The organism is Pseudomonas sp. Kh14, assembly GCF_900291005.1.
GTDB lineage: Bacteria > Pseudomonadota > Gammaproteobacteria > Pseudomonadales > Pseudomonadaceae > Aquipseudomonas > Aquipseudomonas alloputida.
Window position 1 is genome coordinate 40,649 of the sequence record NZ_OLKJ01000028.1, and the last position, 21,478, is coordinate 62,126.

Genomic DNA, 21,478 nt, shown 5'->3' on the forward strand with positions numbered 1-21,478 from the left:
GTATCGCCGGTGTGGCGGGGGGACGGCGTGCTGTACGTGCAGTCCCGGAGGTGCAAGGCTGAATGAGCGCCCCACCTCCATTCAGCACGGCGCCAAGTCCGATCTTCCAGGCGTTATAGGGTCGTTCGAGGGGACCCGAACGAAAATGCAGTACTTACCACCCTCCATCGATTCAAAGGCCACCAGCTTTTCCACCAGCGCGGCGCTCAAAACCTTGCCAGCGTTAAGCAGCAACATGCCGTTGTCGGCGTTCAGGTTGCGCGCAAGCACCATTCCCGGCGCCAGGTCACGCGTGGTACACACCTGGACTTCAGGGTCCACCAAGGTGAGATCGCTGTGGAACGATGCGCAAACCTGGACGAAGTCCTCTAGGAGCGCCGGGTCATACAACCGGCCGGCATACTTGCGCAGGTAGAGCAAGGCCTCGTCACTGTTCATCTGCCGTTCAAGAATCAAACCCCGTTGCAGCTCAACGAAGTCCACGGCCAGCTTGAGCAAGCGAGCGCCGAACGGGATAGCTTCACCCTTGAGCCGGTCGGGGAAACCGCTGCCGTCCCAGTGCTCCTGGTGATGCAGGATCAGGCGCGCGGCATCTTTCATGGGCTCAAGGGTCATCAGCAGCGCTTCACTTTGGCGTGGGTAGTCGCGATAGCGGTCGCGGTCGCTGTGCATCAACTGGTCCGAAGGGGCAACGATCATGCTATCCGGCCAACTCAATTTGCCTATGTTGTACAGCGCCGCAGCCATGGCCAGATCGCGGCTGATCGCCTCGTCCAAGGCGTGGGCCCGACAGTAGCAACGCACCAGTTCGATGATCTGCCGATTGGTCTGCTTGGCTGGAGGCAGCCGCAGATTAGCCAGCATCGAGAACACCTCGGTCCCGGTAACATAGCTGTGTTTCAGCTCTTCGTAGGCCAGATCGAGCATGTCAGCGGTCTGTTGCAGCTCCGTGGTACGGGCTGCGACGCGTTTCTCCAGGTTGATATTGAGTAGTTTCAGCTGGGCGTTCTGCCGACGTGCCAGCAGCTCCAGGCGTTGGCGCTCGCGTTCGGAATGCTGGTGCTCCAGGGCCTGGCGCAAGGTCAGTAGCAATTCGTCGTCGTTCCAGGGCTTGCTGATGTAACGGTGGATCTGACCGTCATTGACGGCCTTGATGATTGCGCTCGGGTCGGCGTAGCCGGTCAGCAAGATCCTGACGGTCGAGGGGTGATGCTGATTGACCTGCGCCAACAAGGTGGCGCCGTCCATACCTGGCATACGCGCATCGCTCATCACCAGGTCTACCGGGCCCTCGGCCATTTGCGCCAGTGCCTGTTCGCCGCTGGTCGCCAGCTTCACGTCATAGGGTTGGCCACGCAATAGCCGACGTAGACTGTTAAGAATCGACTCCTCGTCGTCTACTAGCAACACGGTCGGCCGATAGGGTGGGTTCGGGTTCGGTTGCACTTCCATGGCAGGCCTCACGCGGTCGATCGATGGAGCACTCGAGCTCAACGAGTGCTTAGGTCAAAGGCTAGATCATTTTTCCGCGACAGGTGTCGGAGCAAGGCGTGGCGGGTGGCAGGCAAATTGTCTGGAAGGCATCTAACCTGACGGCATGGCACCACCCTTCTGTATATCCGTAAGCCCAGGGAAAAGGATTCTCCCGGATGTTCGCGCAGACAACCTGTCGTTTTCGTTCCGTTCTTCACCCGCAGCGCTTGCGACGTTGCCTGAGCCTGTGGGTGCTACTCGTTCTGAGTGTGGACAGCGGGGCCGAGCTGCTGGACGAGCCGCTCAAGCCGCTGCCTCCGATTCCCACTCTGGCACCTGGGCGTGTCGAGCTGGGCCGCCAGCTGTTCAACGATCCGCGGTTGTCGCGCAACGGCACACTGTCCTGCGCCAGCTGTCATCGTCTGGATACGTACGGGGTCGATGGCCGGGCGTTCTCCATGGGTGCAGATGGCCTGCCGCTTGCGGTCAATACGCCAACGGTACTCAATGCCAGTCTTAATTTCCGACAATTCTGGAATGGCCGGGTCGAGTCACTCGAGGAGCAGGGGAATGCCGTGATCACCAGCGCTCACGAGATGGGCGGAGACTGGCGCGTGATCGAGCAGCGCATCGCCGCAGACGTGCGTTACCGTCAGGCGTTCAAGGATGCCTACCCGGACGCGGTGACAAAGGACAACATCCTCAGCGCGTTGGCCGATTACCAAAGGACGCTTCTTACCCCTGGTGCACGTTTCGATCGTTACCTGCAGGGCGATACCGAAGCGCTCACCCTGGAAGAAAAATACGGCTACCAGCGCTTCAAGGACTATGGCTGCATCGCCTGCCACCAAGGGGTGAATATTGGGGGCAACATGTTCCAGAAATTTGGCGTGTTCGGCGACTACATCGCGGATCGCGGCCACCCCACCGAGGCGGATCAGGGCCGCTTCAACGTGACCGGAGAGGAGGCCGACCGGGGTGTGTTCAAAGTGCCGAGCCTGCGCAATGTGGCGATGACCGCGCCCTATTTCCACGATGGCTCGGCGCCTACGCTGGAGCGTGCGATCGACGTGATGTTCCAGTATCAGCTTGGACGAATCCCAAGCGATGAGGACCGCAGGCTCATCATGCTGTTTCTCAAAACCCTTACTGCTGAAAAGGCGGGTCAGCCATGAGGGTGATTTCTCGGCGTACAAGCCTGATTCTATTCAGTGGGTTGGTCTTTGTACTGGCGTCGATGCTGCTGTACTTGTACCTGAATTCCGGGTCTGAGCAGACCCAGACCTACAACGAATCCCGAGATCTCATTCGTCAGCTCAAGCAACAGGATGCAGTATGGGAAAACGAGGTGCTCAAGGCCCGGGTAGCCGTCTCCCATAACTACGATCCACTTGTGATCCCTCTCAAGGAGATGAAGCGGCTGTGGGCACGATTCGACCGCCGGGAAGCCGAGCAAGGGCGCGATGACTCAGACCAGTGGCGCGATGCCCATGACGGTTTTCTTTCTGCGTTCGGGGAAAAGGCTCGGCTCGTGGAGCAATTCAAGTCGCACAATGCCTTGCTGCGAAATTCGTTGGCATTTCTACCCACAGCCGAGGACGGTATTCAGGCCCGGATCAACACCATGCTGGCCCCGAATCGGCAGGAGGTACACGTATTCGTCACTGACACTTATGACCTCTTGCTAAGTGCCCTGGAGTTCGCGCAGGTTACCTCTGTGGAAAGGGCTGCCGAGATAGAGGTGGGGTTAGGCAACTTGGCTGTTAACACGGAGAACCTGCCCAAAGAATTCCAGACGCCCCTCAATCTGTTGAGCAATCACGTGGCGTTGATCCTGCGCGAGCAACCTGTCGTCAACCGCCTGCTCGAGCAGATCGAGGCGATTCCGGTCGACGAACGCCTGGATACGATCACCAGCCTCCTGGACAGGGATCAACAGCAGGTTGAAAGGATCAACCGTAAAAACCATCTCTACACGTTATGGCTATCAGGCTTGCTGATGTTCTCGGTCATTTGCCTGGCTGCGTTGCTGGTGCGCAGCTTCGCCGAGGTGAGACGGGTCAACAACGCATTACAAAGCGCCAATGACGTCCTGGAACAGCGGGTCGAGGAACGCACCCTGGAGCTCCGGAACGCTCAGAGCGAGCTGTTCAACGCCGCGCGCCAGGCAGGTATGGCGGAGATCGCCACCAATGTGTTGCACAACGTGGGCAACGTGCTCAACAGCGTGAACACATCCTCTGATCTCATCGCTCGAACGTTGCGCAGCAGCAAAACCCAGGGTTTGGGCAAAGCCATGCAACTGTTCCGCGAGCATGCCACTGACATCGGTCGGTTTCTCGACGAGGATCCCAGAGGCCGGTTGCTTCCCGGCTACCTCAACCAGCTGACCGAGGCGATCGCCGATGAACAGAAGGAGATGGCGATCGAGCTGGAACGAATGAACAAGAGCATCGACCACATCAAGGAAGTGGTGGCCACCCAGCAATCCTATGCCGGCGCTAAAAATGTGCCAGAGCCGCTGTCGGTCAACGACCTGGTCGAGGACGCGCTGCGCATGAACGCAGGCGCGTTGACCCGGCATCAAGTGAGGGTAGTGCGCGACTTCGCAGATCTGCCTCTGGTGATGGGCGACCGGCATCGGCTGTTGCTGATTCTGATAAACCTGATCAGCAACGCCAAGTACGCCATGTCCGGCCCCGGCAGCGACCCGCGGACGATGATCCTCAGGACGCGCATCGTTGAGGGGGGCTTCCTGGAAATGAGCGTGCTGGACGAAGGCGAAGGCATTGCCCCTGAAAACCTGCAGAAGATCTTTGCCCATGGCTTCACCACGCGCAAGGACGGGCATGGCTTCGGCTTGCACAGTTGCGCCCTGGCCGCCATCGAGATGAATGGTCACCTGACCGCACACAGCGACGGCCCTGGCTTGGGTGCTGTCTTTACCCTGAGGATCCCGCTGATTGCGGTGACGGAGCCTGCATGAGTGACATGATCAATCGCCGGATCCTGCTGATCGATGACATGCCGACTATCCACGAGGACTTTCGCAAGATCCTTGCCCCGGCCAGATCGCAGAACTCTGAGCTGGACGAGATGGAAGGGTTGTTGTTCGGCGAGCAGGTCAAGAACGAACGACCGGTATTCGAACTCGATTCAGCCTATGGCGGTGAGGAAGGACTCGGCCTGCTGAAGCGTGCGCTGCAGGCCAGCAAGCCCTACGCGTTAGCCTTCGTCGACATGCGAATGCCAGGTGGATGGGATGGCGCTCAGACCATTGAGCACCTGTGGGAAGAGGACCCGCTGTTGCAGGTAGTCGTCTGCACCGCCTACTCGGACTATTCCTGGGATGAGTTGCTCGACCGGCTGCAGGCCCACGATCGCCTGCTGATCCTGAAAAAACCGTTCGACAACATCGAGGTCCAGCAAATGGCCAGCACCTTGCTGACCAAGTGGGAAATGACCCAACGAGCCTCGCTGAAAATGCACCAGCTCGAACAGCGGGTAGAGCGGCGTACCCAGCAACTGACCCAAGCCAGCGAGGCGCTGCAGCAGGAGATCGAGGAGCGCAAGCAGCTGGAAAGCCAGCTGGTGCAATCGGAGAAGCTCGCCTCGTTGGGGCAGATGGCCGCCGGCGTGGCGCACGAGATCAACAATCCGATCGGTTTCGTGTCCTCCAACCTGGGCACTCTGGGAGGGTACTTCCAGCAACTGGCAGCGATGCTCGACGCCTATCGCGAGGCCGAACTGAGGCTCGGCGCAAACGAAACCACTGGGCGCTTGCAAAGGCTTCGTGAGCAGACGGAGCTGGAATTTCTCATGGAAGACATCCCGATCCTCATCAAGGAGTCCAAGGACGGAATCGGTCGAGTGGCGCATATCGTCAAGGACCTCAAAGACTTCTCGCGGGTTGACAGCGCTCAGCAGTGGCAATTAGCCGATTTGCAGCAGGGCATTGACTCCACGCTTAACATCGTCGCGAGCGAGCTGAAACATAAAGCCGACCTGGTAAAACGGTACCAGCCGTTACCCCCTGTCGAATGCCTGCCGTCGCAGATCAACCAAGTGATAATGAACCTGGTGCTCAACGCCGCCCAAGCCATGGGCCCCGAGCGGGGCACCATCACATTGGGCACTGCTCATCAAGGCGCCTGGGTGTGCATCGAAGTTGCAGATACAGGCGCGGGGATAGCACCGGAGAACATCAAGAAGATCTTCGATCCTTTTTTCACCACCAAGCCCGTCGGCCAAGGCACCGGGCTAGGCCTGTCCCTTTCCTATGGCATTGTAAAGAAACACGGTGGGGAGATAACCGTATCAAGCCAGGTCGGAGTGGGAACAACGTTTCGTGTACAACTGCCGGTAAAACAGAGCGTAACGCTTTGATAGCGCACGCGTTCTAGCGCTGGCTGGCATGAAGTGCAGAGCCCCGACCAGTGGAGGGCTCGCTTGGGTCGGCTTGCGCACTGATTCAAAGAACCCTGCATTGTGCTATGGGGGAGCGGCGCAGTCTGTGATAATGGGCAATGACAAGGGCCCTATCATGCTGACTATCTCCAATAACGTGCATCTGCCAGATGCCGAAATCGAACTCACATACATCCGCGCGCAAGGCGCGGGTGGGCAGAATGTCAACAAAGTGTCCAGCGCGGTACACCTGCGCTTCGACATCCCGGCCTCATCGTTGCCCGAGTTTTACAAGGCGCGGCTGCTGGCGCTGCGTGACAGTCGCATCACCGGCGACGGCGTATTGATCATCAAGGGCCAGCAGTACCGCACCCAGGAGCAGAACCGTGTTGACGCATTGGCGCGTCTTGCCGAGTTGATCATCACCGCAGGCAAGACCGAAAAGAAACGCCGCCCCACTAAGCCGACCCTCGGCTCGAAGACCCGCCGCCTCGAAGGAAAAGCCAGGCGGAGCACTGTCAAGGCGGGGCGGGGGAAGGTGGAGTTCTAGGGTCTGTATGAAAACCTTGAGACGAAGTTCAGGCAAGGCGAAACAGCCGAGTAAGCGGAGTCTACGGGTTAGTAATTGAGCATTCCGAGGCTGTTCTCAACGCAGCATCACCAAGTATCAAGGTTTTTCATACAGCGCCTAGAAGGAGATGTACCCAATCGTCGAGCTGACGGTAGATCTTCCGGTCACAGAATGGGGGGACGGGAGCAGCAGCAAGAAGGAAAAAGACTGGCCGCTGATTTTAATTTTGGTTTGAACTTGAACTGCGTTAGGATTCTCTAAACAGCATCCACGTATTCAGGAGTATGCACATGTCGCGTTTGGCAGAGTTTAGACAGCTTGAACAGAAGTTGGCGGCCCAGTTGGCCGAACTGGAAGCCATGAAAAGCAGCGGTGAGCTTCAGAAAGAGATCGAGTTCGAGACCAAGCTGCGTGACCTGCTAAGCAAATACGGTTACAGCCTGCGCGATATCATCAACATCCTGGATCCTCAGGCCAGTCGCCGGTCCGCAGCTCCTGCGGCTACAGAGAAAGCCCCACGCCGTGCTCGGCAAGTGAAGCAGTACAAGAACCCGCATAATGGAGAGGTCATCGAGACCAAGGGTGGCAACCACAAGCTGCTCAAGGAATGGAAAGCCCAGTACGGGGCAGAAGAAGTGGAATCCTGGGTGTCCTGATTTGTGCTTATGTCGCCCTCATTGCACTAGCTGAAACACTTTGTCCCTTTTCGAGGAAGCGACAGCGTCGCCTCCTCGAAATACGGCGTTGGGCGGAATGAGCTGACGTGGTTAAACAGGAAGTTTCGCGACTAAGCACTCAGGGCCCGTTTCAACACTTCGTAAATTTTGGCATCAGCCGATTGGGCAACGTTGAAACGGAGGAAATCACCCGCAGCCATCGACTGGCTGAACGCATTTCCGGGCGCCAGCACTACACTTTCATTCAAGCAAGCCCGAGCCAGCGTTGCTGCATCCTTGCCTTGAGGAAGTTGGCACCAGACGTACATGCCTGACTGGGGCGTTATCCAGGGCTTGATACCAATGGCTTGAAGCCTCGCCACCGTTCTGTCCATAGCCTCGGCCAGCCTGAGGCGAACACTTTCCATGTGTTTCCGGTACCCGCTATCGGTAATCGCCAGATGGATGATGTCCGCGGCCAGGCGGCCACCCCCGAATGTGGTCGCAATCTTGAGATCGACCAGGCTCTCGATCCAGTCACTGCGAGCCGCGATGTAGCCGCATCTAATCGAAGCAGAGATGGTCTTTGAAAAGCTACCTATCTGGATGACACGAGAGAGGCCATCGAAGGCAGACAGCCGTGGCGCTGGTGCATTCTCGAAATCCCCGAAGATGTCGTCCTCTACGATCACCAGGCTGGAGGTGTCGGCCAGCTTTAGCAACCTGTGTGCCGTGACCGGAGACAGGGTGGCGCCGGTCGGGTTGTGGATGCCTGAATTGGTTATGTACAACCGGGGAGAATGCGCGAGCAGGGCAGCGCCAAAAGCATCGATGTCCGGGCCCGTCGCGGTGTAGGGAACGCCTACGATGTTCACCCTGTGCGCTTTCAGCAGTGCGTGAAAATTGAAATAGCAGGGGTCATCGACCAGCACAGTGTCCCCCGGCTCCAGCAGAAAACGGCAGATCAGGTCGATGGCGTGGGTGCCGGACTCAGTCAGCATGATCTGTTCAAGAGGGGCTTCGATCCCGATGCCTTTCAGCTTCCGTGACAAGAATTGCCTGAGAGGCAGATGCCCAAGTGGCGAGGCGTACTCAGTCAGTTTCGACGTGTCAGAACGGGCAACGGTTCGAAGCGCTTTGCGCAAGCCGGCTTCGAACATCCAGGAGGCAGGTAGCCAACCGCACCCCGGTTTCAACGCATCGCTAGCGGTGTCAAGAGACTGGCGCGAGATCCACAACGGGTCCACTTCACGATCAAGCCTTGGGCCGAGTTCGGTGAGTACCAAGGGCGCCACTGGCCCGGCTACGTAAAAGCCGGAGCCAGGACGAGAGTTGAGTACACCCTCAGCCATCAACCTTTCATAGGCCTCAAGCACCGTAGAAACCGACACCTGCATGGTCTGAGCCATCGCACGCACCGAGGGAATTCTTGCGCCTGGTGTGTAGGTTCGAGAGGCTATCCGCGACTGGATTTCACCCATGACAGTTCGAATACGCGTTCCGTCCCGTTTCATCGCACCCTCAACTGTGCTGGAGTCATATGCATAACAGTTTGGTTTAAGTGTATTGGATTGTACATGGTCTGGGTGAGCCTGTCGGTGATGTACTGAGCCTTGGCTTATTGAGGACTTAACGATGGAAAAATCAGCAAGCGGGTGGATCAACGGTTTCATAGGTGTCGCCATTTTTGCGGGTTCGTTGCCGGCAACCCGAGTGGCAGTGGCCGACTTCGAACCGACGTTCCTCACCTGTGCCCGGGCAACAATTGCCGCCATGCTGGGCGCGCTTTTTCTGATCGTGCTACGCCAGCCTCGGCCCAAACGGCGGGATTTGTCGCCTTTGGCCGTAACAGCGCTCGGCGTTGTTATCGGTTTCCCGCTACTGACAGCATTTGCCCTTCAGCACATAAGCTCTGCTCACTCCATTGTTTTTGTCGGGCTCCTGCCATTGTGTACCGCAGGATTTGCGGTTCTGCGGGGCGGTGAACGACCTCGGCCCTTGTTCTGGCTGTTCTCGTTGACAGGTGCCGGGTTGGTCGCTGGCTATGCGTTGATGAACGGAGGCGAGGCGTCGGCGGTGGGCGATCTGCTGATGTTGGCTGCCGTTGTGGTCTGTGGGTTGGGCTATGCCGAAGGCGCGCGCCTCTCGCGGACATTGGGTGGTTGGCAGGTGATCAGCTGGGCGTTGCTGGTAGCGTTGCCGTTCATGCTGCTGCTGACGGTGGTCAATCTTCCAGCCTCTGATGACTTTGCCAGGGTAAGTGCCCCGGCGTGGTTCAGCTTTGTCTACGTTTCACTGTTCAGCATGCTGATCGGGTTTGTGTTCTGGTACCGAGGGCTCGTCCAGGGGGGGATTGCGGCTGTGGGCCAACTGCAACTCTTTCAGCCGTTCATGGGGCTTGGGCTGGCAGCGTTGCTTCTGCACGAGCATGTCAGCTGGACGATGCTTCTCGTGACGCTGGGTGCTGTCATCTGTGTTTACGGGGCCAGGAAATATGCCCAATAGATGAACAGCCAGGCAGAGTGCAATGTCGAGCTGATGGGGTTAACGGGGCCGGTTGTCTCGCCACTGCAAAACGGTTGCCGACTTTCGGCGAGACGTACTCCGCACCTCCAACTAGAAAATGGCATCAGCCGGTAATGACTGCGTCTTGCTGGCTGACAAGGCCCGGTTGTCGAACGCGCTGCCCCCCGGCAACCTTGCCCAGGCCAACGGACCGATGGCGATTTCTTCTACACTCAGCAGGCAATGGTCGAGTTCGCGTTGCAGTGTCTGGGTATCCAGGTCCTGGCCAATGAACACCAGCTCCTGACGGCAATCGCCGACGATGCTGTCCCACTTGGCCATGATGCCCTGCAAGCGATACTTGTCCTGTGGCCACTGTGACGTGTCGATGAAGTTCCACCAATGGCCAACGTAGTCCCATTGAAACCGCTGGCCGCTGTGTACCAGCAAGCCGATTTCGCGGTGGCGGCTGGCAAGCCAGAAATAACCTTTGCTGCGCAGAAGACGGCCGTCGCGCCAGGGCCGTGCAAGAAAATCAAGCAAGCGTTGCGGATGGAACGGGGCGCGCGCTCGGTAGACCCATGACGTCACGCCATAGGTCTGCGACTCGCCGGCCGGGGTGTCGTGCGCGTCCATCTGTTTCATCCAGCCGGGCGCTGCGGCAAGGCTGGGCAAATCGAACAGCTGGGTGCCAAGGATGCTCGACAGGGCGACGTTGCCGGCCACCATCGGCAGGATCTGTGCGCCTGGATTGAGCCCGGCGAGAACTGCCTGCAGGGCCTGGTACTGCGCCTCGTCGACCAGGTCGCGTTTGTTGACCAGAATCACATTGGCATACTCGACCTGCTCGATCAGCAGATCGGCCAGCGGGCGCCTGCTGTCATCCGTGGTGACGTCGGCCCGCGCGACGGTTTCGGGAGAGTCGAGCATGGCCATGAACTGGCTGGCATCGACCACCGTCACCAGCGTATCCAGCCGCGCCAGTTCGCTGAGGCTGAAACCGTTGGCGTCGAGAAAGGCAAAGGTCTCGGCGACTGGCATCGGCTCGGAAATCCCGGTGGACTCGATCAACAGGTAATCGAAACGCTGCTGGCGCGCCAGCGCGCTGATCTGCTCAAGCAGGTCGGCGCGCAGGGTGCAGCAGATACAGCCGTTGCTCATCTCTATCAATTCATCCTGGCCACGATACAGCGCAACGTCGCGCTGGACCTGGGCGGCATCGATGTTGACCTCGCTCATGTCATTGACGATAACCGCCACCTTCAGGCCCTGGCGGTTGCGCAGGATGTGGTTGAGCAGGGTGGTCTTGCCTGCGCCGAGGAAGCCTGAAAGGACCGTCACCGGCAGCCGGCCTGCCTGGGCGCCGGCACTCATGCGCGCACCACTCGCGGGCTTTCGACCCTGTCCAGATAGCTTTCGAACAGGTCTACCACCACCAGGCCGTCGTCTGCGGCATCGCCCCACAGGTCCCGCACGCGGAACTCGACATGATAGGTCGGTTGATGCGCAGCGCTCTGGTCGCCATGGCCAATCGCGTCCGGAAACGGCCACTGTTCAGTGGTCCGGTGCAGCACTACGCCTTGCTTGCCGCGCACGTATGCAGGCATGCGCACATGCCCGGCCACGTATTCATCGCGTACGATGACCCGATCGCCCACTTCAAAAGGCGCTCGCCCGATAATTGCAGCACGCCCTTGCGCATGGGCGGGGTTGGCCAGCTTGAAGTGCGAGCCGAGTGCTTCATCCAGTTCGGCCTGGGTGATGACGCCTGTTTCGACCAGCAGCGTGGCAGTGGCGATCACATAACGTTCGTAGTATTCGGTGCCGACGTGCTGGCGCACGTCAATGCGTTCGACGGCATGACGTATTTCGTCGACGCTGAACTTGTTCAGGTGGTCGACGCCGATGAACATCAGGCTGTAGGCCAGGTGTTCCCAGTCCTGCTTGAACACCTGCTTGTAGCTAAGGCTGTTGATGCGGTGGGGCACTTTGCCAAAGCCCTGGAAACCGCCGAGATCGTGAAAGCCATCCATATTGAACACTCCGGAAGTTGAATGGGGTTGGGCGGCCTTGCTCAGCCAACGCGGGGCAGGGCGACGCCGATCAGCACATCCTTGGTGACCAGTTGCCGCAACTGCTCTTCGCTCATATGCTCTGAGCCCGCTGGTCGTTGCGGTAGCACCAGGTAGCGGCTTTCAGCGCTGGTGTCCCAGACCTTGACCACCATGCCGCCGGGCAACTCGGTGCCCAGCTCGCGCAATACCGTGCGCCCCTCCCGGACCAACCGTGCACGGAATTCGAAGCCCTTGTACCACTCAGGCGGCAGGCCCAGCACCGGCCAGTTCGTGCAGGAGCACAGGCTGCAGACGATCACATTTTTCAGCTGCGGGGTGTCTTCCAGGGCGACGATGTATTCGCCTTGTGGGCCGGTGAAGCCGAACTGGGCGCAGGCGGCCGTACCGTCCTTGAGCAGCAGCTCGCGAAACTGCGGATCGACCCAGGCCTTGGCGACGATGCGCGCGCCGTTTTCCGGGCTCCAGCCGTGTTCCATCAGCTGGGTGAGCTGTTCGATGTAGCCCTCGGGGATGAGGTCTTTGCGCTTGAGCACTGCAAACAATGCGCGTGCCCGCTCACCAGGGGTTGAAGTTGCCGTCATGGGATTACTCCTCTCGTCCAACACGGTTGTTGAAATCTGTTGTTGTGCCAGTTGTTTTTTGCAGGGGCGCAGCGCCTGCTGCCTGGGTCACAGCGTGCGCCAGTCCACCGCGGCCTCGAACGCTGCCGCTGCCTGATAGATCGTGCCTTCGGCATAGTGCTTGCCGACCAGCATCAGCCCGACCGGCAGGCCATCGACCAGGCCGCAAGGGATGGACATGGCCGGGTGACCGGTGATGTCTTGCGCGGCGGTATTGCCGAGCATCTCCAGCGCGCGCGAGACACTCTCGGTGATCGAGCAACCTGGCGCAGGCAGCGGCTGGGCGATGATGGGCACGGTTGGCATTACCAGCAGGTCGTAGCGCTCCAGCGCCTTGTCGTAGCCGGCGCGAGCGAAACGGGCGATGTTCTGCGCCTTCGCGTAGTAACGGCCGTGGTAGTGTTCCAGGCCAAACTGGCCAACCAGCATGCACAGCTTGAGCGAGGGCGACAGGGCGTCGGCCTGGGTCCGCCAGCCGGCCTGCTTGTCGAGCAAGGCGACGTCGTACAGGCCCTTCCAGTTAAAGCCCGCGCCGTTGCCGTGCATCATCTGCATGGTCAGGCCTTCGCAGCCGATCGGGCTCCATAGCGAGCCCGCCAGCGTATGCTCGGGAACCGATACTTCCTCGACCACTGCACCCAACGCCTCGAAGCGAGCGATGGCGCTGCGCACCTTGTCGCCAACGCGCTGATCAAGGTTAGCGAGCTGGAAACCTTGCTGGAGGATGCCGATACGCAGCCCGCGTACACCGCGCTCGAGGTAGTTGCCATAGGTATCTACTTCGGGCACGCCCTGGCGTGGGTCAAGGCCGTCGGTACCGGCCATGACCTCGAGCATGAGCGCGTTGTCGCGCACGTTGCTGGTCATCGGACCGACATGGTCGAAGGTGGCCTCGATCGCCATCACCCCGGTATACGGCACCAGCCCGAAAGTCGGCTTCATGCCATAGATGCCGCACCACGCTGCGGGAATACGCGCTGAACCGCCCTGATCGCCGCCCACCGCCAGGTCAACTTCGCCCGCAGCAACCAGCGCGGCGCTGCCCGACGACGAGCCGCCGGTGCTGAAACCAGGGCGCAATGGGTTGTGCACGGGTGCCGGGTCCGAGGTGTGGCTGGCGCCGGACAGGCAGTAGTGCTCGCAAGTGGCCTTGCCGAGGATGGTCACCCCGGCGTCGAGCAAACGCGTAACCACGGTGGCATCGAATGACGGTACAAAACCGGCCAGTGGCGCGGCACCGTTCATCATCGGCACGCCCGCCAGCGAGATGTTGTCCTTGAGTGCAACCGTTTTGCCGAGCAGTTTGCCGGTGCTGGCGCCCATCACCTCGGTACGGTAGTACCAGGCGTTCAACGGGTTCTCCCGGCTGGAGGGGCGGTAACCCGCAGTGCGCTCGTAGCGCACCAAGGGGATGAAGTCCGGCAGTTCGTCGACCAGATCATAAGCGTCGAGGCTTGCCTGCATGAGTGCCAGGTATTCGCTGGCTTGTTCGGGGGTCAGCTGCATGTGCAGGCGGCTGGCGAGGGCCTGCAACTGTTCGAGCGTCGGGCGGATGATGGCCATGGGGTGTCCTGTTTCCGGTGGCAGGCCGCAGGGGCCGGTAAATGACTGTTCGAGAGGCTCGCCGCGGCTGGGCCTGGTAACAAGCTAGCGCCAGCGCGCGAGCGGTACTTGGTTGAGCAGGACAGTCGCTTTGTTGAGCAGGACTGCGTTGCGCCAAGTGGAGTGCGTCCTGAATGTGGCCGGGTGGGCTTACGGCTCCAGCTTGGGCACGGCTGCCTGCTCAGCCGAATCGGTGCGTCCGGGCCACACTACGCCGACGCTTTTCATGCCTTTGGCCGGGTCCATCGTGGGGTTGGCCAACACCACATCGCGGTAGGAGGGGCTGCCGATCACGGCGGGTTTGAACTTGACCAGGAAATCGTTGACCTCCTTGCGCAGTTCCGGTGGCAGGTTGTAGTCGTTGTAGCACTCCTCCAGGCAATCCAGCGTGGCTTGCCAATGAACCTCGGTAAGCCCCATGCCGCGGTGTGCGGTAACCATATCCCGGCCGCGGTACTTGGCGTTGCCACCCCAGTGTTGCGAGAGGAAATCGACGAAGTTGATGTGTTCCTTCTGGAAGGTCGACTCGGACATATGTGCCCAGATATGACCGATCGCCGGGTGGGCCATGGTCTTGCGCAGTACCGCGCCGGCGAACTGGTAGATAGCGTCGTAGCCGCCAAGGCGGGTATACAACGAGGGCTGCTGCTCAGTGGTTGCCTGTTGATCAGTCATGTACTGGTGCTCCGTATCTGCTGGGGGGGCTTGCTGGTGCCGTCGGGCCTTGGGTTAAAAGACCCGCACGTACCTGAGGTTCAGGCGGAAGTTTTCCTTGGGGCCGTTTTCTACCGCGAGGTCACGGCCCAGTTGCACCTGCAGCTGGTCCTTGGCGGTGAAGAACTTGTTCGCGGTGACGCGCAAGTTGGTGGTTTCGGCGCGGTCGTCCTGCGCCGTTCCGTCAATCTGGTTCTCTCCGCCCCAGGTGTGACCGAGGCCAACTGCCAGTGAAGTGCCAGGGTCGACGATGTAGCGCCCCATCAGTTGTGCCCCGTAGGAAACCTCCTGTTCACGGCGCGCAGAGCTGGAGCCGAAGTCGTCGTTGTCGCTGTACCAGATGGCATCACCGACCAGGTCTACAGCCCATTTTTCGCCCACATGTTTGACGTAGGCGGCCTGCAGATCGACCTTCCAGCGGTTCTCGCCAAGGTTGAGCGCATCGTCGCGGTCGTAATTGCCAGTGGGGGCGGTGAGGTAAACGGTGGCGCCAAGGATGTCGTTGGCCTCGTTCAAGCGGTACTTGAGCGGCGCCGTCAGGGTGAGGTCGCCGACGCCGCTGGTGTTGCCCAGGGCCGAGGCATCGCCGCTGCTCGATACGCGGCCGAACGGCAGCAGAAATTGCGGCTCCAGGGTCAGTCGATCAGTCAATTGATAGACGTGCAGCAGCCGCAGGATGCCGACGTTGGAGGTCAGGTTGAAATCGGAGCTGACTTTGTGGCCGTTGGCGTAAGCGCTGTCGGTGGTGGAATGCTGGTAATAGACCACACCGATCGTTGCACCCACCGGCAGCGCTTCATAATCACCCGGATCAACTTCGAACGCTTGCGCACACACGCTTGGCACGGCTGCCGCGAGCATCAGGTAACGGAGCTGTTTCATGGACAGAGGTCCTTTATTCTGGGCAAAAAGAGCCCCACTACCGCAGGGACGGCAGGTGCGGGGCTAAACGTGGAGTTGGGGGCTAGTTGGAACTGACTTTTGCGTCGCGCAACATGCCGGTGTGTGGGTGGCAGTTGATGTATTCGAACACCTGGCTGCTTGCATCCGACACGGAGACTTCGTGATAGAGCCGCAACTTCTCGAGCCCTGCCGCTACCCGAAAGAAGGTGACGAAAATACGCAGATGGGTGGGGTGCGATTCCGCCCAGCGTTCGAGTTTCTCCAATGAACGCCAGTGGCCGATGTTGTAACTCATGTCGAGTACATTGCCGTCAGCGTCGATATTGCGTACAAAGCGATTGCTGTAACAGCCCAGCGGCTGGCCGTTATCGCGCAGAAAATCCATACCATCCTGCAAGGTCGGCAAGATTTCATCCAGGTACAGCGAGCGCTCAGCCGCTTCTGCCGCTGCCCAGTCCTGGCCCGAGCGAATCAAGGCGATATTGTCATGGCCGATCACCACTACCCGACCGCCTTTGGCCGGGTCGCCAGCCACGACTCGCAGTTCGCCGTTCGGGTTCATCCAGTCCGTTTGCGACACCGGGAAACGGTCGCGCATCGAGCCCCAGTAACCGTGCTCCTCGATCTCGCCACTGGTGTTGTCCATGATCGCCCCGACCCCGGGCAAATCGCTCTGGAACGCATACAGCGTCTCGAACTGCTCGGCCCGCGGCGCGGTGATTTCGCGGTAGTAACCAAGGCCATCATTCAAGCGTTGCGGCGAACTCCACCAGCCATCCACCTCAGGCGAGCGTGACCAGCGGCAGTAAGCGCCGGTATCTTTCCAGTAGCCGACGATCATCAGGTTGTCGTAGCCACTGCTGTCGGTGTGGTGCGTCAGGTCGTGAGTCAGCGGGCCGTCGCTCAAGCTAAAGCTGCCGAGAATCTCGCGCATCGCCTGCAAGGCCCGCTCACGCTGGCTATCTCCCCGGTACTGCACCCCCAGATAGGCCATCACTACTTGCGTCAGCTGCTCATCAGCGCGGCCGACCCACATCGGGAAGGGCGGCTGGTAATCATCAGGTACCCGGCGCGATAACGTGCGCGGGCACATGAGGTGTTTATCGATTGCAGATTCCATCACAGGCTCCTTGTTATTTTATGTTCAGAACACGCTCAGCTTTGCCTGGTGCGTTTGCCAGCCGGGCGCGCAGTGCACACGCCGCCCACTCGAGCACCCACGATAAAAACTCTTCGGGCACCAGGTCGCGCCTATGCAGCCACCTGAACTCGTCGGCTATTCGCTGTTTTTGTAATTGCATGGGCTACCTCATCAGCGCAGTTGCTGGAAACAACGTGAGGTAAAAGTTAGGGAGGACTGGGCAACGTCGCTTTGTTCGCAAGGACAATCGTTTGGTTGGAAACGACAGCGCCGTAACACCCGCTTGAGGATGAGCCGCGATGGTGCAGCGTCGAGGGAAAAGCAGCATTTTTGCCCCGAAATGGGGAGCGATATGGGAGGTTTTAGAAAGCGCCTGTTGGCGCTATAAGGACGAAGGCTGAGATGGCCGCAGCATGGACCAGCGAATACCGCTGGCGTGAATATTGCCTACGCGAACTTCTGTAACAGTGCCCCTTTTTCGATATGCCACATGAAGGTGAGCGCCATCATGGCTGAGACCAACCACTATTCGACCCTTGCCGTTTCGCCATCCCGTCGCTTTGATTACTGGCGGGAGGTGGTCTGCCGCCATTGTTTGTCGGCAGACAGCAAACCCTCCTCGCAGAGCAACTTCGAGGGGGCGCTGCAGGTCAACGGCATCGGCCCGTTGGATGTCACGACGCTGTCGTCGCCGCTGCACCACTGGGTGCGCTCCGAGCAACACCTGCGCAGCGACCCCGCCGAAGATATATGGTTGGGAGTCACCCTGGACGGTTACGGCGAAATTGAACAACACAACCGCAAGGCCAGGCTCACGGCCGGCAATGTGTTTCTTTACGACGCAACCCAACCGTTTCGATTCAGCCTGGGTGGTACCGAAAACCACCTTATCCGCATCCCCCGGCCGCTGCTCGCACAGCGCGTCCCGCACATCGCTGACATCACCGCGCTGGTGCTGGAAGAGGGGCGCCCCGGAGTGATCCCGCTGCGGCAGATGATTGGCCAAGCGGCCAGTTATGCGCCGTTGCTGCAGGACGAAGGCGTCTCTCGGCGGTACTCCAACACCATCGTCGACCTGCTGGTGCTCAGCCTTGAGTTGCAGGACCTGAATACTACCCATCGAGAACTGGATCTTTATGGGCGAATCATGAACTACATTCAACGCCATTTGACTGAGCCGGAGCTGTCGATCGAGTCGATTGCCCTGGCACATCACGTGTCGACAAGGACGGTGACACGTGCGTTTGCCCGGCATCAGAAGTCACCGGTTGCCGAGATCTGGAAGGAACGGCTGAACGCTAGCCGCGCAGCGATTGAGTGTGGGCAGGTAAGGAGTGTTTCGCAGGCGGCGTTGGAGTTTGGTTTTTCCGACTTTTCGCATTTTAGCCATGCGTTTCGCAAGGCGTTTGGAGTGGCGCCGCATTCGTTGTTACGGCGCAGTAGGGGGTGAGGATTGAAACCTGCGGTTGGCCATGCTCTGCGCTCCTCAAACAAAAAACCTGATCCCCAATGTAAAGGATCAGGTTTAACCTGACTTACAGGCCCAGTTCGGTCAGCCCTGGGTGATCATCCGGACGGCGACCCAGTGGCCAGTGGAACTTGCGCTCGCTTTCCTTGATGGGCATGTCGTTGATGCAGGCGAAACGGCGGTGCATCAAGCCATCGGCTTCAAACTCCCAGTTTTCGTTGCCGTAGGAGCGGAACCAGTTGCCCGAATCGTCGTGCCACTCGTAGGCGTAACGGACGGCGATGCGGTTGTCTGTGAAGGCCCAGAGCTCTTTGATCAAGCGGTAGTCCAGTTCTTTCTTCCACTTGCGGGTAAGGAAGTCCCGAGCTTCTTCACGGTTGTTTGCAAACTCGGCACGGTTACGCCATTGGGTGTCCACCGTATAGGCCAGGGCAATCTTATCGGGTTCGCGGGTATTCCAACCATCCTCAGCGAGTCGAACCTTTTCAATCGCCGATTCGCGAGTGAAAGGAGGAAGTGGCGGACGAGCGTGTTCGTTGGACATGGTGGTGCCTCCAATCTTTTTGGATGGTTCAGTTGAGTGGGTATTTCTTTAACTTTAAGCGCTTGCGCGCTGCACGTCTTTGAGCAAGACCTTTGTGATTTCTCGTGCACTGTCGAGCGCGGTGTGATCACCCATGACGTGGGCCACGGTTATCGTGCCCTCTATAATCAAAAGAAGTTGCTTGGCCAAGCCAGTTGGATCGTTAACACCTAATTCGCTGGTCAGTTCTAGCGTGTAGTCCAGTAGCTTTTGTTTATGCAGTTTTGCGATCTGTCGAACAGGATCGTCTGCGTCACCCACCTCTCCGGCTGTGTTGATAAAAGCACATCCGCGAAAACCGTCTGACTCGAACCAACTTTTGAGGGCATCAAAAATGCCAAGGATGCGTGCTTCTGGCGTTTGCGCTTTTTCGCATTCACTTCTGAACCACGTCATCCAACGTATATCGCGTGCATTGAGTGCCGCCGCTGCTACGTCGTCTTTATTCGCAAAATAGCGATAAATACTTTTACGGGCGACGCCCGAGGTCTTTACCAAGAGGTCCATGCCCGTGGCGTGAATCCCGTTTTCGTAAATCAGCTTCTCGGCAGTCGCCAGGATTTTTTCGCGTGTATCGGTCATTGGCTTATCCATGTAGCCAGAGTAGAACGATCGTTCTCCCTGGTCAAGCATCTCTTTAAATTGTTCGATTGCGCGCGAGCGGGGCGCCGGCATGCGTTCGATCAGGGTGGCTGGCTTCCCGGCTGCTCAGTCGCGCTCCAGTTCGGCAAAGCGGCTGGTCAACCAGGCATGCAGCTGCCTCACCGCAGGAGACAACTGCTTGCGGTGCGGGCACACCAGGCTCAGGGGCATGGCGGGCCCGGGGTGATCCTGCAAGAGCACGACAAGTCTTCCCGCCAGCACATCGTCGCTCACATCCAGCCAGGACTTGTAGGTTATCCCTTCGCCGGCCACGGCCCAGCGCCGGGCGATATCGGCGTCGTCGCAGAGCAGGGCGCCACGCACCTGGACAGTCTGCGTTCCCAGTTGCCACTTGTCGTAAACCCGCCCCTGCTGCATGTACAGCAGGCACTGGTGTTCGAGCAGATCTTCGGGGGCTTGCACGGTGCCTTGCCGCGCGAGGTACTCGGGTGAGGCCACCAGCACCTTGCGGTTCCAAGGTGCCAGTGGCAGGGCTACATAGTTGGCGTCGGCGTTCAGGCCATAGCGGATGGCGATATCCACCGGATCGCGGAACAGATCGGCAATCTGGTCGGAGAGAAAGAAGCGCAGGTTCAACTGTGGATGCTCTCGGCGAAACGCCGTGAGCCAGGGCAGCAGCACGTTGCGTCCCAAATCGGAGGGCGCGGCCACCTGCAACGTTCCGCTGAGCTGGGCGCTTTCCTGACGCAGGTTGTCGCGCCCGTGCCTGAGGGCTTCCAAGGCGATCAGGGCCGAGGGTAGGTACTGCTCGCCTTCGGCTGTGAGGCGCAAGCTGCGCGTGGTGCGGGCAAACAATCGCACATCCAGCTCTCGCTCCAGGCGCTTGACTGCTTCGGCCGCCTGGCCGGGTAGCAGGTCGGCCTCGTGGGCCGCCGCGGTAAAGCTGCCCAGCGCGGCGCTGCGAACGAAGATGCCCAGGTCGTCGAGACGGATCATTATCACTCCTGCAATGAAAGTGTTGACGGGCAGGGCCCGTTTTTCCCGGGCGTCTGGCACGCCAGACTGAATGCCAAATCAAACCACATTCAGCAGCGAGTGCCTATGAAAGCGATCAGTTTCATCCACAAAGGCTTGCCTATCGAAGACCCTGCGTCTCTCCAGGACATCTTCATGCCCAAGCCCAGCCCTGGGCCCAGGGACCTTCTGGTCGAGGTCAACGCCGTGTCGGTCAACCCCGTCGACACCAAGGTGCGCGCCAGCACTTTCACGCGTGAGCCGAAAATACTCGGCTGGGACGCGGCCGGTATCGTCCGCGAAGTCGGGGCCCAGGTGACCCTGTTCAAGCCCGGAGACCGGGTGTACTACGCCGGCTCCATCGCCAGGCCCGGCAGCTACAGCGAATATCACCTGGTTGACGAACGTATCGTCGGGCATCAACCGCGTAGCCTGGGTGCAGCACAGGCAGCCGCGCTGCCGCTGACGGCCATCACCGCCTGGGAACTGCTGTTCGATCGCTTGGGCATCGTGGAGGGCGGCGGGGAGGGCGATGCCCTGCTGATCGTTGGCGCGGCCGGCGGCGTCGGTTCGATGCTGGTGCAGTTGGCCCGGCAACTGACCCGCCTGACGATTATCGGCACGGCTTCCCGTGCCGAGACCAGCAACTGGGTACGCGAACTGGGCGCCCATCACGTCATCGATCACAGTGCGCCGCTGCAAGGGCAGCTGCAGGCCTTGGGGATCGAGTCAGTCAGCCATGTCGCCAGCCTTACCCATACTGATCAGCACTTTGCGCAACTGGTTGAAGTGCTGCGACCACAAGGTCGCCTGGGCGTGATCGACGACCCGCAGACCCTGGACGTCATGCCGCTCAAGCGCAAGTCGCTGTCGCTGCACTGGGAGCTGATGTTCACCCGCTCGCTTTACGAAACCGACGACATGGTGCGCCAGCACGAACTGCTCGAGCGCGTGGCCGGGCTGATCGACCAAGGCATCCTGCGTACCACCCTGGGCGAGCATTTCGGCGCCATCAATGCCGCCAACATGCGCCGTGCCCATGCGCTGGTCGAGAGTGGCAAGGCGCGCGGCAAGATCGTCCTGGAAGGCTTCTGAAACCTGTTTGACAGACAACGGCGGACCGGTCGATCCGGTCTGCCAGGA

The 21,478-nt window shown here is 59.6% G+C and carries 20 protein-coding genes; 8 read left to right on the plus strand and 12 right to left on the minus strand.

The genetic code is table 11. The features are described from left to right. Positions 1-81: 81 nt before the first annotated feature. Positions 82-1,452, minus strand: a complete 1,371-nt coding sequence (locus FQ668_RS13865; protein WP_014591150.1) for an HD domain-containing phosphohydrolase — start codon at positions 1,450-1,452, stop codon at positions 82-84. Between the two features lie 197 nt (positions 1,453-1,649). On the opposite strand from FQ668_RS13865, the gene FQ668_RS13870 reads away from it, so the two are divergent. The 5 genes from FQ668_RS13870 (at position 1,650) to FQ668_RS13890 (ending at position 7,107) form a co-directional block, all read left to right on the plus strand. Further along, positions 1,650-2,648, plus strand: coding sequence for a cytochrome-c peroxidase (locus FQ668_RS13870; protein WP_014591149.1), 999 nt, complete (start codon positions 1,650-1,652; stop codon positions 2,646-2,648). Beyond that, positions 2,645-4,459 (plus strand): DAHL domain-containing protein, encoded by a 1,815-nt coding sequence (locus FQ668_RS13875; RefSeq protein WP_019438532.1) that lies wholly within the window; start codon positions 2,645-2,647, stop codon positions 4,457-4,459. The genes FQ668_RS13870 and FQ668_RS13875 overlap by 4 nt, the downstream gene beginning before the upstream one ends. Beyond that, the gene (locus tag FQ668_RS13880; protein ID WP_019438531.1) at positions 4,456-5,859 is read left to right on the plus strand and encodes an ATP-binding protein; all 1,404 of its coding nucleotides are present in this window, start codon (positions 4,456-4,458) and stop codon (positions 5,857-5,859) included. The genes FQ668_RS13875 and FQ668_RS13880 overlap by 4 nt, the downstream gene beginning before the upstream one ends. 157 nt (positions 5,860-6,016) lie before the next feature. Next, entirely contained in the window at positions 6,017-6,430 is a 414-nt protein-coding gene (arfB, locus tag FQ668_RS13885; protein WP_010953846.1) for an alternative ribosome rescue aminoacyl-tRNA hydrolase ArfB, read from the plus strand. 311 nt (positions 6,431-6,741) lie between these two features. Next, a complete protein-coding gene (locus FQ668_RS13890; RefSeq protein ID WP_014591145.1) occupies positions 6,742-7,107 on the plus strand; it encodes a histone-like nucleoid-structuring protein, MvaT/MvaU family in 366 nt (121 codons plus the stop codon). Positions 7,108-7,238: 131 nt separating this feature from the next. Here the strand turns inward: FQ668_RS13890 and FQ668_RS13895 are convergent, their stop codons facing one another. Next, the gene (locus FQ668_RS13895; protein WP_019438528.1) at positions 7,239-8,621 is read right to left on the minus strand and encodes a PLP-dependent aminotransferase family protein; all 1,383 of its coding nucleotides are present in this window, start codon (positions 8,619-8,621) and stop codon (positions 7,239-7,241) included. A gap of 121 nt (positions 8,622-8,742) precedes the next feature. On the opposite strand from FQ668_RS13895, the gene FQ668_RS13900 reads away from it, so the two are divergent. After that, positions 8,743-9,612, plus strand: coding sequence for a DMT family transporter (locus tag FQ668_RS13900; RefSeq protein WP_019438527.1), 870 nt, complete (start codon positions 8,743-8,745; stop codon positions 9,610-9,612). A 111-nt stretch (positions 9,613-9,723) separates the two neighbouring features. On the opposite strand, the gene FQ668_RS13905 is transcribed toward FQ668_RS13900, so the two are convergent. The 7 genes from FQ668_RS13905 to FQ668_RS13935 form a co-directional block, all read right to left on the minus strand. Further along, a complete protein-coding gene (locus FQ668_RS13905) occupies positions 9,724-10,986 on the minus strand; it encodes a GTP-binding protein (RefSeq protein WP_019438526.1) in 1,263 nt (420 codons plus the stop codon). After that, positions 10,983-11,645: a nitrile hydratase subunit beta gene (gene nthB, locus FQ668_RS13910; protein WP_014591141.1), complete on the minus strand. Its 663-nt coding sequence runs from the start codon at positions 11,643-11,645 to the stop codon at positions 10,983-10,985. Before nthB ends, FQ668_RS13905 begins: the two co-directional genes overlap by 4 nt. Before the next feature lie 41 nt (positions 11,646-11,686). Continuing rightward, positions 11,687-12,268, minus strand: a complete 582-nt coding sequence (nthA, locus tag FQ668_RS13915; RefSeq protein WP_019438525.1) for a nitrile hydratase subunit alpha — start codon at positions 12,266-12,268, stop codon at positions 11,687-11,689. Positions 12,269-12,355: 87 nt separating this feature from the next. After that, on the minus strand, positions 12,356-13,870 hold the full coding sequence (locus FQ668_RS13920; RefSeq protein WP_019438524.1) for an amidase: 1,515 nt from the start codon (positions 13,868-13,870) through the stop codon (positions 12,356-12,358). A gap of 189 nt (positions 13,871-14,059) precedes the next feature. Further along, complete coding sequence (locus FQ668_RS13925) at positions 14,060-14,584, minus strand: group 1 truncated hemoglobin (protein ID WP_019438523.1); 525 nt, start codon at positions 14,582-14,584, stop codon at positions 14,060-14,062. 54 nt (positions 14,585-14,638) lie between these two features. Further along, positions 14,639-15,505: a transporter gene (locus FQ668_RS13930; protein ID WP_014591137.1), complete on the minus strand. Its 867-nt coding sequence runs from the start codon at positions 15,503-15,505 to the stop codon at positions 14,639-14,641. An 82-nt stretch (positions 15,506-15,587) separates the two neighbouring features. After that, entirely contained in the window at positions 15,588-16,646 is a 1,059-nt protein-coding gene (locus FQ668_RS13935) for a phenylacetaldoxime dehydratase family protein (protein ID WP_014591136.1), read from the minus strand. A 529-nt stretch (positions 16,647-17,175) separates the two neighbouring features. Between FQ668_RS13935 and FQ668_RS13940 the strand changes: the two genes are divergently transcribed. Further along, positions 17,176-18,117 (plus strand): helix-turn-helix domain-containing protein, encoded by a 942-nt coding sequence (locus tag FQ668_RS13940; protein ID WP_014591135.1) that lies wholly within the window; start codon positions 17,176-17,178, stop codon positions 18,115-18,117. An 85-nt stretch (positions 18,118-18,202) separates the two neighbouring features. Here FQ668_RS13940 and FQ668_RS13945 read toward each other — a convergent pair whose 3' ends face one another. The 3 genes from FQ668_RS13945 to FQ668_RS13955 form a co-directional block, all read right to left on the minus strand. Next, positions 18,203-18,679, minus strand: a complete 477-nt coding sequence (locus FQ668_RS13945) for a nuclear transport factor 2 family protein (protein ID WP_014591134.1) — start codon at positions 18,677-18,679, stop codon at positions 18,203-18,205. A 54-nt stretch (positions 18,680-18,733) separates the two neighbouring features. After that, complete coding sequence (locus tag FQ668_RS13950; RefSeq protein ID WP_076403846.1) at positions 18,734-19,300, minus strand: TetR/AcrR family transcriptional regulator; 567 nt, start codon at positions 19,298-19,300, stop codon at positions 18,734-18,736. A 126-nt stretch (positions 19,301-19,426) separates the two neighbouring features. Beyond that, positions 19,427-20,317, minus strand: a complete 891-nt coding sequence (locus tag FQ668_RS13955) for a LysR family transcriptional regulator (RefSeq protein WP_014591133.1) — start codon at positions 20,315-20,317, stop codon at positions 19,427-19,429. A 105-nt stretch (positions 20,318-20,422) separates the two neighbouring features. On the opposite strand from FQ668_RS13955, the gene FQ668_RS13960 reads away from it, so the two are divergent. Further along, positions 20,423-21,430 carry a zinc-binding alcohol dehydrogenase family protein gene (locus tag FQ668_RS13960; RefSeq protein ID WP_019438519.1) on the plus strand — a complete coding sequence of 336 codons (1,008 nt, stop codon included), beginning with the start codon at positions 20,423-20,425 and terminating at the stop codon, positions 21,428-21,430. Positions 21,431-21,478: the final 48 nt, after the last annotated feature.